This window comes from uncultured Microbacterium sp. (genome assembly GCF_963521645.1).
Lineage (GTDB): Bacteria > Actinomycetota > Actinomycetes > Actinomycetales > Microbacteriaceae > Microbacterium.
On the sequence record NZ_CAUQVQ010000029.1, the window covers coordinates 1 to 12,726 of the forward strand.

General features: G+C 68.7%; 15 protein-coding genes. 7 read left to right on the forward strand and 8 right to left on the reverse strand.

The genetic code is table 11. The features are described from left to right. A partial coding sequence (locus RWO82_RS08520; RefSeq protein ID WP_314425679.1) for a hypothetical protein occupies positions 1-303 on the reverse strand: 303 nt, incomplete at its 3' end. Beyond that, positions 300-947, reverse strand: a complete 648-nt coding sequence (locus RWO82_RS08525) for an acyl-CoA synthetase (RefSeq protein ID WP_314425681.1) — start codon at positions 945-947, stop codon at positions 300-302. The genes RWO82_RS08525 and RWO82_RS08520, both read right to left, overlap by 4 nt. Positions 948-1,249: 302 nt before the next feature. Here RWO82_RS08525 and RWO82_RS08530 point away from each other — a divergent pair, with 302 nt between their 5' ends. After that, entirely contained in the window at positions 1,250-2,158 is a 909-nt protein-coding gene (locus RWO82_RS08530) for a hypothetical protein (protein WP_314425683.1), read from the forward strand. A gap of 13 nt (positions 2,159-2,171) precedes the next feature. On the opposite strand, the gene RWO82_RS08535 is transcribed toward RWO82_RS08530, so the two are convergent. Next, the gene (locus RWO82_RS08535; protein ID WP_314425686.1) at positions 2,172-3,008 is read right to left on the reverse strand and encodes a sulfurtransferase; all 837 of its coding nucleotides are present in this window, start codon (positions 3,006-3,008) and stop codon (positions 2,172-2,174) included. Positions 3,009-3,063: 55 nt separating this feature from the next. Here RWO82_RS08535 and ribA point away from each other — a divergent pair, with 55 nt between their 5' ends. Next, positions 3,064-3,738: a GTP cyclohydrolase II gene (gene ribA / locus RWO82_RS08540; RefSeq protein WP_314425688.1), complete on the forward strand. Its 675-nt coding sequence runs from the start codon at positions 3,064-3,066 to the stop codon at positions 3,736-3,738. A gap of 14 nt (positions 3,739-3,752) precedes the next feature. After that, positions 3,753-4,211, forward strand: coding sequence for a MarR family transcriptional regulator (locus RWO82_RS08545; RefSeq protein ID WP_314425691.1), 459 nt, complete (start codon positions 3,753-3,755; stop codon positions 4,209-4,211). Positions 4,212-4,232: 21 nt separating this feature from the next. Here RWO82_RS08545 and RWO82_RS08550 read toward each other — a convergent pair whose 3' ends face one another. Then, positions 4,233-5,018 carry a thioesterase family protein gene (locus tag RWO82_RS08550; protein WP_314425694.1) on the reverse strand — a complete coding sequence of 262 codons (786 nt, stop codon included), beginning with the start codon at positions 5,016-5,018 and terminating at the stop codon, positions 4,233-4,235. Positions 5,019-5,120: 102 nt separating this feature from the next. Between RWO82_RS08550 and RWO82_RS08555 the strand changes: the two genes are divergently transcribed. Then, entirely contained in the window at positions 5,121-5,486 is a 366-nt protein-coding gene (locus RWO82_RS08555) for a helix-turn-helix transcriptional regulator (protein WP_314425697.1), read from the forward strand. 36 nt (positions 5,487-5,522) lie between these two features. Here RWO82_RS08555 and RWO82_RS08560 read toward each other — a convergent pair whose 3' ends face one another. Together RWO82_RS08560 and RWO82_RS08565 are read right to left on the reverse strand one after the other, a co-directional pair. After that, the gene (locus RWO82_RS08560; RefSeq protein ID WP_314425699.1) at positions 5,523-6,116 is read right to left on the reverse strand and encodes an ATP-dependent Clp protease proteolytic subunit; all 594 of its coding nucleotides are present in this window, start codon (positions 6,114-6,116) and stop codon (positions 5,523-5,525) included. Further along, entirely contained in the window at positions 6,113-6,727 is a 615-nt protein-coding gene (locus RWO82_RS08565; RefSeq protein ID WP_314425701.1) for an ATP-dependent Clp protease proteolytic subunit, read from the reverse strand. Before RWO82_RS08565 ends, RWO82_RS08560 begins: the two co-directional genes overlap by 4 nt. A gap of 271 nt (positions 6,728-6,998) precedes the next feature. Here RWO82_RS08565 and RWO82_RS08570 point away from each other — a divergent pair, with 271 nt between their 5' ends. After that, a complete protein-coding gene (locus RWO82_RS08570) occupies positions 6,999-7,466 on the forward strand; it encodes a hotdog domain-containing protein (protein ID WP_314425704.1) in 468 nt (155 codons plus the stop codon). Positions 7,467-7,525: 59 nt separating this feature from the next. Further along, positions 7,526-9,235 carry an AMP-binding protein gene (locus RWO82_RS08575; RefSeq protein WP_314425705.1) on the forward strand — a complete coding sequence of 570 codons (1,710 nt, stop codon included), beginning with the start codon at positions 7,526-7,528 and terminating at the stop codon, positions 9,233-9,235. A 12-nt stretch (positions 9,236-9,247) separates the two neighbouring features. Here RWO82_RS08575 and RWO82_RS08580 read toward each other — a convergent pair whose 3' ends face one another. Continuing rightward, the gene (locus RWO82_RS08580; RefSeq protein WP_314425706.1) at positions 9,248-9,640 is read right to left on the reverse strand and encodes a hypothetical protein; all 393 of its coding nucleotides are present in this window, start codon (positions 9,638-9,640) and stop codon (positions 9,248-9,250) included. A 130-nt stretch (positions 9,641-9,770) separates the two neighbouring features. Further along, positions 9,771-11,243 carry an MATE family efflux transporter gene (locus RWO82_RS08585; protein ID WP_314425709.1) on the reverse strand — a complete coding sequence of 491 codons (1,473 nt, stop codon included), beginning with the start codon at positions 11,241-11,243 and terminating at the stop codon, positions 9,771-9,773. Between the two features lie 313 nt (positions 11,244-11,556). Between RWO82_RS08585 and chvE the strand changes: the two genes are divergently transcribed. Further along, positions 11,557-12,711, forward strand: coding sequence for a multiple monosaccharide ABC transporter substrate-binding protein (gene chvE, locus RWO82_RS08590; protein ID WP_314425711.1), 1,155 nt, complete (start codon positions 11,557-11,559; stop codon positions 12,709-12,711). The last annotated feature ends 15 nt before the right edge of the window (positions 12,712-12,726 follow it).

A 12,726-nucleotide genomic window follows, 5' to 3' on the forward strand; every position in this document is an offset into this window, starting at 1 on the left:
CTCGTGGTCGTACAGCACGGGGCGATCGACCGTCTTCGTCACGTCGGCAGGATCGACGACGAGCATGAGCATCGCGAGGATCAGCAGCGTCACGATGAAGGCCCCGCCGCCCACGACCAGGCCGAGGGCGATCGGCGTCAGTCCCTCGTAGGTGCCGTTGGCGATGGCGTCGTTCACGCGGGCCGTGAACGCGCCGGTCGACACGAGAGTGACGATCGCCGCGAAGATGCCGCAGGCCAGCGCGATGCCGAGCAGGTGCAGGGGGCGCAGGATGTCGCTGCGGGTGGGCTTCTCGTCGCTCATCGGTCTCCTCCGTGGTCGACCGTCGCGGGACTCGCGTGGTCGGCGGCGTCATCGACGGCGCGCGTGTGCTTCGGGGTCAGTCCGGCGATGCCGAGGAAGACGGCGATGACCGCCGCGTATCCGCCGAACATGCCGACTCCGAGGATGATGCCGGTGAGCACGTAGTCCCCCGCGCCCTCGATGGCATAGGGCTGCACGAATCCGGCGGGAATGGCGATCAGCACCACGGCAAGCAGCAGTCCGATCGCGCCGACAGTGATGGAGTCGCGCGCGGTGTCGTCTCCCGCGCGGCGCGCCCGCAGACCCACCACCAGTTCCACGAACCCGGTCGTCGCAGCCCACGCGATCAGCACGATGAAGAACATGTCCTCAGTGCGCCACATCGGCACGCCTGCGGTCATTCCCGCGGCGAAGCCGAGCAGGGCCAGCACGATCGACGGCCACCGCTGCCCCGCAGGGAACACGAGCCAGGCGGCGAGGATCATCACGAGCGCGCTCGTCAGCACGAATCCGCTGAACACCGAGAGGCCGACTGCGGCGGAGTGATCGGGAGAGAAGGTGATCATCACTGCGGCGGCGGCGGCGAAGAGCGCGCGCAGCAGCTGGACGTGACGCACGGTGAACGTGCGGGCAGGGGCAGACATGACGATCCAGAGTCCTCCGGGGTGTTACCCCCAGTCTACGCGGGGGCGCGGAGTGGATGCCGCCCGGGAAGCTGTTCGCGGGGCCTGATCGAACTCCCCAGATCGATCGTCAGGCCCCGCGACAGAACGCAGCGACGGGGGCGGCACTGCGTCGGGTCGTCTCCGTTCACAAGATCGGGTGCCTTGCTCGCGGTGGTACAACCCTTGGACCCCAGAAAGAGCATCGCGTCCCCTGACGTGATGCCGTGTGGTCGTAAGCTCACTTTAGAGTTCATTTCTTCACATACCGGAGGGGTTCTGTGATGAGTATGGAAAGTGGGATCCGGAGGGCGGCAGATGCGTTCGCGAGCTCATTCCGCGACGCCATCAACGCTCGGGGGCTCACTCTCGCACGCCTGCATGAACTCCTCCGCAGTCGGGGCAACAGCGTCTCGATGGCGACGCTCAGCTACTGGCGGTCCGGCGCACGGCGCCCCGAAGGCGTGCAGTCGATGGCCGCTCTCACCGACATCGAGGAGCTGCTCGGCCTGGAGCGCGGCGCCCTCACCGCTCTGCTCGGCACGACGAATCGCACCGGCCCGCTGGGCCCCAACCAGTTCCCCCTCGACGAGGCAGAGTTGGAGCGAGCCGTGAAAGAGGTGTACGCGGCCCTCGGTGCCCGGTACCCCGATCCGTCCCGCGAACTGACGACGCACTCCGTGACGGATGTCGACGCGGTAGGAAACGTGTGGCGGTCGCTCACGCGGAGCATCGTGCAGTCGACCGTCGGCACGATCCGGGCGATCCCGTTCCTCGAGCTGACCCCGGGCGAGCGCACACCCGCGCCGCTGATCGAGGCGGTGTCCGGCGGACGCATCGCAGCCCGGCACTCGCATCCGAACGGCGAGGTCCACGGTGTGCTGTTCGAGCTGGAGGCTCCCCTGATCGCGCCGGAGACCTCGATCGTCGAGTGGTCGGTCGAATATCCACCCGGTTATCCGCCGCAGCGCGAGACCGGGCACGCGCTCGCGCGACAGAGCCGTGAGCTTCTGGTGTGGACGCGATTCCATCCCGATGCACTGCCCGATCGCATCGAGGAACGCGTCGAGACCCCTGCCGGCGTCACCACGACGGTGCTGGATCTCGGAGGTCGCTCGTCGGTCCATCAGGTGCGGCGGGCGTTCGGGCCGGGCGTCCTGGGTGTCAGCTGGAGCTACGACGACGGACGCTGAGTGCGGCCCCGGGTCAGCCGGGCTGCTCCCCGACCGCCACAGGACGACCGGGTGTGTTCGACCATTGGCTCCACGATCCCGGGAAGACCTTCGCGCGGATGCCGATCTCGTCGAGCACGAGAGCGGTGTGGGCGGCGGTGACGCCTGAGCCACAGTACGCCGCGACCGGAGTGCCGTCGGTCACTCCGACGCCCGCGAAGCTCGCCCGCAGAGTGTGCGTGTCGAGGAGCATGCCCTCGGAATCGAGGTGGGCCGCCATCGGCAGGTTCACCGCACCGGGGATGTGCCCGGCGACGGGGTCCAGGGGCTCGGACTCGCCGCGATACCGTTCGGCGGCGCGTACGTCGAGCAGGATCCCGGATGCGGGGAACGCGCCTGCCTCGTCGATCGAGATCGCGTCGGCGCCGATCTCGTCGAGCACGACGTCGCCCGGCTCGGGCCGCACGTCGTCGGTCTCGACAGGCAGACCCGCCGCGCGCCAGGCGCTGATGCCTCCGTCGAGCACGCGCACGTCGACGCCGCCCTGTCGCAGCAGCCACCATGCCCTCGAGGCGCTGAGTCCGCGGCTGTCGTCATACGCGATCACGACATCGCCCTGACCGACGCCCCACCGTCGGGCGGCGTCCTGCAGCGTCTGGGTGGAGGGGAGCGGATGCCGGCCCTCCGAGGGATCGCCGTGCGTCGACAGCTCGGTGTCGAGGGGCACATAGACCGCTCCCGGGACGTGCCCCGCGAGATACTCGCCGTGACCGTCCGGTCGGTCGAGCCGCCATCGCACGTCGATCACCCGTACGGAGTCGACGTCGGACAGAAGCCGGTTCAGTTCATCGACGCTCACGAAGTTGCTCATCCTGCGAGGTTAGCGAGTGCGGGAATATCGGCGACGATGACACGTTGCACCCCACATGATTGAAACTTCAACCGTCGTTCCGGTCGCCACCGAGCGGACACGGGTGCGTGTGCCGATGCGCTTCGCCGACGGGTTCTCGACCACGGCCGACGTGGTGACGTTCGACGGATTGGTCGACGGTCGCGAGCACCTGCTGCTCGGCCTCGGAGACTGGAAGAGGGCGATGGAGCGCGCTGCCGACGGCGGGGATGCGCCTCTCGTGCGCCCGCACAGCGAATGCCTCACCGGAGACGTCTTCGGATCGGAGCGCTGCGACTGCGGCCCCCAGTTGCGCGAGGCCGTCGAGCGCATCGCCGAGGAGGGCGGCTTCCTCCTGTATCTGCGTCAGGAGGGCCGTGGCATCGGGCTCTACGCCAAGCTCGACGCATACGCGCTGCAGGACGCCGGGCTCGACACCTACGAGGCGAACGTGGCGCTCGGTCGCGGTGAGGACGAGCGCGACTACACGATCGCCGCCCAGATGCTGCAGACCCTCGGCGTCGACGGCATCCGCCTGCTGAGCAACAACCCCGACAAGGCCGCTCAGCTCGAGGCCCTGGGCATCCGCGTCACCGAGCAGGTGCGCACCGGAGTGCACCTCTCCGACGCGAATCACCGCTACCTCGAGGCCAAGCGCGATCACACGTCGCACACCCTCGACCTCTCGGACGCCGACCTCTCGGCAGCCTGATGAGCGTGACGGTGATGAGCGAGCGGCGACTCGACGAGGCGGAGATGTCGACCTGGCTGCCGACGATCCGCTTCGTGCAGCTGCTGCCCCAGGTGCTCGATCGCACGCTGAAGGCTCAGACCGGACTCAAGCACGCGCACTATGCGATCCTCGTGACGCTCGCCGGGCAGGGCGATCGGGCGATCCCGATGACCGAGCTCGCACAGATCGCGGGACTCAGCCGCTCGCGGCTCAGCCACGCGATCGACTCGCTCGAAGAGCGCGGCTGGGTCACCCGCACCTCGTGCAGCGCCGACAAGCGCACGCTCACCGCCTCGCTCACGGATGCCGGTCGCGAGCTGCTGCGCGGCGCGGCTCCCGTGCACGTGGCGCAGATCCGCGAGCTGATCCTCGACCCGCTGACCGCCGAGGAGCGCGAACAGCTCGGCGTGATCCTGAGCAAGCTGAATCCGGGGATCGCCGCCGCGCTCTGAGCGGCCGCGGGTCGGGAGACGTCAGGCGCCCGACAGTGCCGGTCGCACCGTGAGGCTCTGCACCGAGGTCCCGAAGGGGCCGGACGAATCGTTCAGGACGGAGTGGGTCACACCCACGCCGTTCGCCCCGAACGTCACCGTCGTGTCGAGGCCGATCCACCCCTCGTCCGGTTCGCGGAACAGATGCGCCGTGAGGTCGACGTTGGGGAAGAAGGCGTCTCCGACCGGCACGCGCGGGCTCATCCCGTTCGCGAGATCGACGACCCCCAGCGCCCGTGCCGTCGGGCTGACCCGCTCCCCTGCGAGAACCGGGTGGTGCGGTCGTACCCACGCCGATGCACGGCCGGGCTCTTCCTGGCGATGACGGAAATCACCCGAGCGCACGAACGCGCCCGGCCACACGTCGCCCGCGCGCCACTCGGCGTGCGAGTCGAGCGGGGGCATGACGGGGAGCGCGCCGCCGGCGATGGACGACGTGTCGGCCGTCTGCATCAGCCAGGCGCGGAGGATCACCGCCGGCCTGCCCGCGTGGCTGAGGGTCGCCTCCACGAGCTCGATCGTGCGCCCCGGACGGATCACACGGAGGTCGACCTCGACCACGTCGATCGGCAGCACCCCGAGGATGTCGTACGAGACACGGGCCAGAGCGAGCCCGTCGTCGCGCCGACCGTCGCGGTGCGTCTCGACGAGATGCGCCAGGAGTCCGATGGTCGGCGCGATGTGCTGCTCCGAGGTGTTCCAGGCTCCCTGCACGGCCTCCGTGGCACGGAAGGAGCGGTCCGAGAGGCGTTCGAAGTATGCGGTCACCCTGGGATCGTACGACGCCTCGACTCCGGTCGCCTGGCCAGGTGCGTTCTGCTCTCAGCAGAAGGGCTCGAACCCCCGACAGACCGCGGATTATCGTGAGGCATGGCCGACCTCGTCCCGTTTCCTCGCACCCCTCGTCCCGCGCGCCCTCGCCCCGGCGACCCCGAACCGCTGTGGCGCCACCTGCTCGGCGACCAGCTGCGGCGACGACGACACGGCCGCGACGAGACCCTGACCGAGACGGCCGCGAACGCCGGAGTCTCACCGCAGTACCTGTCGGAGGTCGAACGCGGACTCAAGGAGCCGTCGAGCGAGATGATCGCCGCCATCGCCGGGGCGCTCGACACCTCGCTGATCGAGCTGACGAGCGCCGTCGCCGACGAGCTGCGGCAGACGACGCCGGCTCCCGCATCCGCCGCGCTGTCGGCGGCGCGGTCGCCGCGCGGAGCATTCGCCCTCGCCGCCTGATCCCCTGATCAGCCCTTCGGCACGACCGGGCGGACGTCAGGCGGTCCGCTCCCCCAGCACGGTGTCGATCAGGCCGTAGTCGAGCGCGGCGGATGCCGTGAACACGCGGTCGCGGTCGGTGTCGGCGCGCAGCTCGCTCAGCGAACGGCCGCTGTGCCGGGCGAGGATCGACTCCAGGTCGGCCCGCACGCGCACGACCTCGTCCGCCGCGAGTATCAGATCGGGGATGGCCCCGCGCGACTGTCCGACCGGCTGATGCAGCACGATCCGCGCGTGGGCGAGTGCCGCCCGCTGCCCCGGCGCTCCTGCGGCGACCAGCAGTGCGGCCGGACCGATCGCCTGTCCGACGCAGGTCGTCGCGACGGCCGGACGGATGTGCTGCATCGTGTCGTAGACGGCGAGCGCCGCACCGGGATCGCCGCCCTCGCTGTTGATGTAGAACTGGACCCCGGAGTCCTGGCTGTCGGCATCCAGATGCAGCAGCTGAGCGATGAGCGCATTGGCGACGCCCGCGTCGATCCCGGTGCCGAGGTAGATCACCCTCTCTGCCAGCAGGTGCGAGTAGACGTCCATGACGCGGTCGCCGCGCGGATGTGAGGCGATCACGTTCGGGATCGTGTAGCCGCTCATGCGCTCGTCCCCAGTCCGACGCGGGCGCGGCGCCGCGGCATGAGACCCGAGAGGGAGTCGACGATCTCGTCGATGAATCCGAACTCCTTCGCCTGTTCCGCGGTGTACCACCGGTCGTGCAGCGAGTCCTCGAAGATGCGCTCCTTCGGCTGCCCGGTGTCGGCGGCGATGAGCCCCAGCACGGTGTCGCGCATGTGCCGCAGATCGTCCGCCTGAGTCTCGATCTCGACCGCCGAGCCGCCGATGCCGGCCGAGCCCTGGTGCATGAGGATGCGCGCGTGGGGCAGCGCCCGCCGCTTGCCGCGTGTCCCCGCGGAGAGCAGGAACTGCCCGGCGCTGCAGGCGAGGCCGAGCGCGAGGGTCGACACGTCGTTCGGCACGAGCGTCATGAGGTCGCGGATCGCGAGCATCGACGGGACGGAGCCGCCGGGCGAGTGGATCCACAGGGCGATGTCGGTCGTCGGGTCCTCGGCCGAGAGAGTGAGCAGCTGCGTCATGAGCAGCGTGCCGTTGTCGTCGTCGAGAGCTCCGTCGAGCACGAGGACACGCTCGTGGAACAGCGCTCGTCTGGCCTCGGGACCGAACTGCGGGATGGGGTTGTCTTCGCTCATGCGACCAGCATCCGTCGCGCACCGCGGGAGCGGAGGCGAATCGGCTCTCGGCGGATCCGCTCACGGCAGACGACCGCGCGGTATGCGCGATGCACATCTCGGAGCTCTGTTCGGAAGGAGAAATCGCGCATCGAAGGAGCGAACTTCGGATCCCGTCCTTCGATGCGTGAGAAGTCCTTCGGAGCGCGTGGGGGCACGCGACGAGATGTGCCGCGTGCACGGATGTGCAGACGTAACACCGCCGACTCACGATGCTTCTACCCTCGAGAGCATGGCGAATCAGAAGGCACCCGAGTGGCAGTGGTCCGAAGACGGCATCAACTTCCGCACCCGCAAGTGGGTGCGGCCGGAGGACCTGAATGCGAACGGCTCTCTGTTCGGCGGCAGTCTGCTCAAGTGGATCGACGAGGAGGCCGCGATCTATGCGATCGTGCAGCTGGGCAACTACCGCGCGGTGACGAAGCACATCTCAGAGATCAACTTCGAGGCCTCCGCCGTGCAGGGCGACCTGATCGAGATCGGCCTGCAGGCCACGCACTTCGGGCGCACCTCGCTCACGATGCGCGCGGTCGCCCGCAACATGATCACGCGCAAGCGCATCCTCACGATCGAGAAGATCGTGTTCGTCAGCCTCGACGAAGAGGGCGTGCCCACCCCGCACGGCTACAGCGACATCACGTACAACCGCGACCGGATGCCGACCGAGCGCATCGCGACGGGCACGATCCGCCTGCCGTAGGTCCCCGGGGGCCGGCCGGTGCGAGGATGGAGGGCGTCCGTCGAGCACAGGAGCCCCGAATGAGCCGCAGCGCCACCGCAGCCACGACCGCCATCCGCGAGATGCGCGACTTCCTCTTCGCGAACGCCACCGACTACGACGCCGCACGCGCGGGCTTCTCCTGGCCGACGCCCACGGAGTTCAACTTCGCGCTCGAGTGGTTCGACGTGATCGCGGCCGAGAACCCCGATCGCCCGGCGGTGCAGATCGTCTCGGCGGACCTCAGCCTGCGCAGCTGGAGCTACGGCGAGCTCTCGTCGAGGTCGGACCAGGTCGCCGCGTGGCTGACCTCGATCGGCGTCCGCCGCGGCGATCACGTGATCGTGATGCTGGGCAACACGATCGAGCTGTGGGAGGTGATGCTGGCGATCACCAAGATCGGCGCCGTGTCGATCCCGACGTCGACCCTGCTCTCCGCGTCCGATCTCGCCTATCGAGTCGAGTACGGCAGGGCCAGGGCGATCGTCACGACCGGCGCCCTCGCCGAACGCGTCGCCGACCTCGACGCCGACGTGCTGCGGATCGGTGTCGGCGACCGCGTCCCCGAGGAGTGGTCGCGTTTCACCGACTCCGCGAGTGCTCCGGCGGTGTTCGAGCCGGAGGGCCCGACTCCTGCCGACGACACCGCGCTGCTGTACTTCACGAGCGGCACGACGAGCCGCCCCAAACTGGTGCAGCACACTCACGTCTCGTACCCCGTCGGCCACCTCTCCACGATGTGGTGGCTGGGCGTGCGTCCCGACGACGTTCACCTGAACATCTCGTCCCCGGGGTGGGCGAAGCACGCCTGGTCGAGCTTCTACTCGCCGTTCCTCGCCGAGGCGACGGTGTTCGTGTACGACTACGACCGTTTCGATGCGAACACCCTCATGCAGGTCATGGACGTGCATCACGTCTCGACGTTCTGCGCTCCGCCGACCGTGTGGCGGATGCTGATCCAGGCCGATCTCTCCCGCCTCACCCACCCGCCGCGAGAGCTGGTCGGTGCGGGTGAGCCGTTGAACCCCGAAGTCATCGATCGCGTGCGCGACGCCTGGGGCGGCACGATCCGCGACGGCTTCGGGCAGACCGAGATGACGGCCTGCATCGGCAACTCGCCGGGACAGCCCGTCAAGGTCGGGTCGATGGGACGCCCCCTGCCCGGATACCCCGTGGTGCTGCTCGACCCCGCGACGGGCCGGGTCGCCGAGCGCGAGGGGGAGATCGCCCTCGACCTGTCACACGCTCCGGTGGGCCTGATGGCCGGGTACTTCGACGACCCGGAGAAGACCGCGGAGTCTCGTGCGGGCGGCTACCACCACACGGGCGACATCGCGGTGCGCGACGATCAGGGCTACCTGACCTACATCGGCCGGGCGGATGACGTGTTCAAGGCCTCGGACTACAAGATCTCCCCGTTCGAACTCGAATCGGTGCTGCTCGAGCACGACCTCGTCGTCGAGGCCGCGGTGATCCCGAGCCCCGATCCGACGCGTCTCGCCGTGCCGAAGGCGTACGTGTGCCTGCGGCCGGATGCGACGGAGGCGGAGGCGGACGCCGCCCGATCGATCTTCACGTACGCGCACGATCGGCTGTCGTCGCACCTGTGGGTGCGGATCATCGAGTTCGTGCCCGAGCTGCCGAAGACCATCTCGGGCAAGATCCGTCGCGTCGAGCTGCGGACCCGTGAGGTCGAGCGCGTGGCCGCCGGCGACGACGCGGGGCAGCACCGCGACCGCGACTACCGCTGAAGACCGCCGGCGTCAGCTCGCGAGCGCCGGCAGGCTGCCCGTGCTCGTCGACGTCACGGCTCGCGGGGTGACGGTCGCCACCGGCGCGGACGACGGTGCGGCGACGGCCTGAGTCTCCGCCGGGGCGGGGAGCGCGGATGCCCGGGACTCGGCCGAGCCGATGATCGCCCGCAGCACTCCGCCGATGACGAGCATGCCGACGAGGGCCGCACCCGCGACGATGAGTGGAGCCCACTGCTGGGCGAACGATGCCGCGAGGCTCAACACCGCGGCGGGGATCCACAGACCCACGGCACCGCCTGCGAGACCACCGGCGCCGCGCGCGACCGCGATGCCGGCGACGACGGCGCACAGCACGGCCAGAGCTGCTCCGAAGAATCCCAGTGGAACCAGGAATGCTGACAACTCGTGTGCCATCCTCGATGACGTCATGACGACCCCCCGTCAGCGGTATCTCCGCACTAGCAAGATTACGAAGTATCGGGTGACCCGGCATCCATCTGAAGGATGATGTTCCCCAACCGTGACGCGTCGCTCAGCGGCGCTTCACCCAGGCGAAGCGCGAGCCGCGGACCACGGGCACCGACTGCGTGACCACGGCGTCCACGACCATGGACCCGTCGGTGGGACCGACGATCGCGATGGCCGAGGTCTCGGTCGTCTCGACCGGATCGACCGGCATGCTCGCGAGGGCGCGATGCGCACGGATGTATGCGGGCACGAGCAGCATGATCGCGCCGACCCACGCGAGCGGATTGCTCAGCGCGACACCTTCGAAGCCGATCAGGGCGCCGAGCACCACGGCGGCGCCGACGCGCATCACCAGCTCGATCACGCCGGTCACGGTGGGGATGAGAGTGTGTCCGAGGCCCTGCAGAGCACCGCGCAGCACGAACAGCACACCGAGCGCCCAGTAGCCGCAGCCGTTGATGATGAGCATGAGGTGCGCGAGTCGGACGACCTCGTCGGATCCCTCGCCGATGAACAGGCGCACCATGGGGGTGCCGAAGGCGATGATGATCACGCCGAGCAGGACGCCGGTGAGCACCGCCATCCACGTGCCCTCGATCACACCGCGACGGATGCGGTCCGGGCGACGTCCGCCGAGGTTCTGCGCCGCGTACATCGAGGCCGCGAGCCCGAGGGACGACAGGAAGGCCACGGCGAGCCCGTCGACACGGGAAGCGGTCGTGTAGGCGGCGACGGCGTCGGCGCCGAGGGTGTTGAGGGCCACCTGCACGGCGAGCGTGCCGATCGCGATGATCGAGGCCTGGAACCCCATCGGCAGGCCCAGACGCAGGTGCTCACGGAAGTCGTCGCGGGTGATCTGCCAGTCTGCACGGCGCAGGTGCAGGATCGGCAGGCGACGCCGCACGAACTCGAGGCACAGGATGACCGACACCGCCTGCGCCACGACCGTCGCGAGCGCAGCACCGCCGACGCCCCATCCGAAGGGGCCGACCAGGAGGATCACCAGACCGACGTTCAGCACGCACGACACGGTGAGGAAGATCAGCGGCGTGCGGGAATCCCCGATCGCGCGGATGATCGCCGAGAGGTAGTTGAAGAACATCGTCGCGCTCGCGCCGATGAAGCTGATCTGCGTGAAGATCGTCGCCTCGGGCATGAGCTCGGAGGGGGTCTGTAGCAGTTCGAGCACAGGGCGCGCGATGAGCGGGGCGACGATCGTCAGGACGACGCTCGTGATGCCGGTGAGGATCACGCCCGTCGCCACGGAGCGACGCACGCCCGCGGCGTCTCCTGCTCCGAACGCCTGCGCGATCGGGATCGCGAATCCGCTGGTCAGGCCCCAGGCGAACCCGATCAGCAGGAAGAGCAGACTGCCGGTCGCGCCGACGGCGGCGAGCGACTGGACGCCGAGATGGCGACCGACGACGACGGCGTCGGCGAACTGATACAGCTGCTGCACGACGTTGCCGAGCAGCAGGGGGATCGAGAACGACAGGATGACACGCCACGGGCGGCCCGTGGTGAGAGGGGTGGCCATGGGAAGCGACTCTCAGGAGCTGGGGGGATCGGGGGTGGACTCAGGATATCGAATCGATTCGGTTCATCGATAGACCAGAGTGGGAGTGAGCCTTCCCGCGCGATTCTTGCCTTCGAATCTCGAACCGACATCCGAGGCGGTTGACGTCAACAGCATTTCAGAATGGCACCCGGCCGCGAAATCACGAATTGATCACGAACGCTTGACTTCGAGACTCGAACTCAAGGAAAGTGTCTGCGGAGCAAGTCCCGAATGCAGGGATTGCGATCTCGGGGCGATGACGCCCGAAGCATGCACAGCGAAGGAGCTCGTGATGAAGAAGAAGTATGCACTGGCCGCACTCGGACTCGTGGGAGCGCTCACTCTCGCCGGCTGCGGGGGCGGTGGTGCCGGCTCGACCGGGGGATCCGGAGGGGCCGCGGAGGGCGAGAAGGGCGACATGCTCATCGGCGTCTCGATGCCGACGGAGACCTCCGAGCGGTGGATCGCCGACGGCGATGCGGTGCAGTCGGGCCTGGAGGAGGCCGGCTACCAGGTCGAGCTGCAGTACGCAGGGGACGACATCCCGACCCAGGGTCAGCAGATCGACCAGATGATCACCAAGGGCGCCGACCTGCTGATCGTCGCGGCGATCGACGGCACCGCGCTCTCGTCGCAGCTCGACGCCGCGGCCGCAGCGAACATCCCGGTGATCTCGTACGACCGGCTGATCCGCGACAGCGAGCACGTCGACTTCTACGTGACGTTCGACAACTACAAGGTGGGCGTGCAGCAGGCGACGTCGCTGCTCGTGGGACTCGGCGTGCTCGACGCCGACGGCGCGGAGACGGGTGAGAAGGGTCCGTTCAACATCGAGCTGTTCGCCGGATCGCTCGACGACAACAACGCCCACTTCTTCTGGCAGGGCGCGATGGACACGCTGCAGCCGTTCATCGACGACGGCGTGCTCGCCGTTCCGTCGGGTCAGGTCGAGATCGAGCAGGCCGCGACTCTGCGCTGGCAGCAGGAGACCGCGCAGAAGCGCATGGAGGATCTGCTGACGTCGACGTACGGCAGCGGTACGACCCTCGACGGCGTGCTGTCGCCGTACGACGGTCTCTCCCGCGGCATCATCACCGCACTGCAGGGCACCGGCGGCTTCGGGGCGACGATCGCCGACGGCCTCCCGGTCGTCACGGGTCAGGACGCCGAGATCGCGTCGATCTCGCTGATCGACAAGGGCGTGCAGTTCTCCTCGATCTTCAAGGACACCCGCAAGCTCGCCGAGCAGTCGGTCGTGGCCGCCGAGGCGATGCTCGAGGGCGATGAGCCCGAGGCGAACGACACGGAGACGTACGACAACGGCGTGAAGGTCGTGCCGTCGTACCTGCTGCAGTCCGACATCGTCTACCAGGACAACATCACCTCGCTGCTCGTCGATTCCGGCTACTGGACGCAGGCCGAGGTCGACTCGGGCGTCTCCGAGTAATCCCCGCTCGGGGCG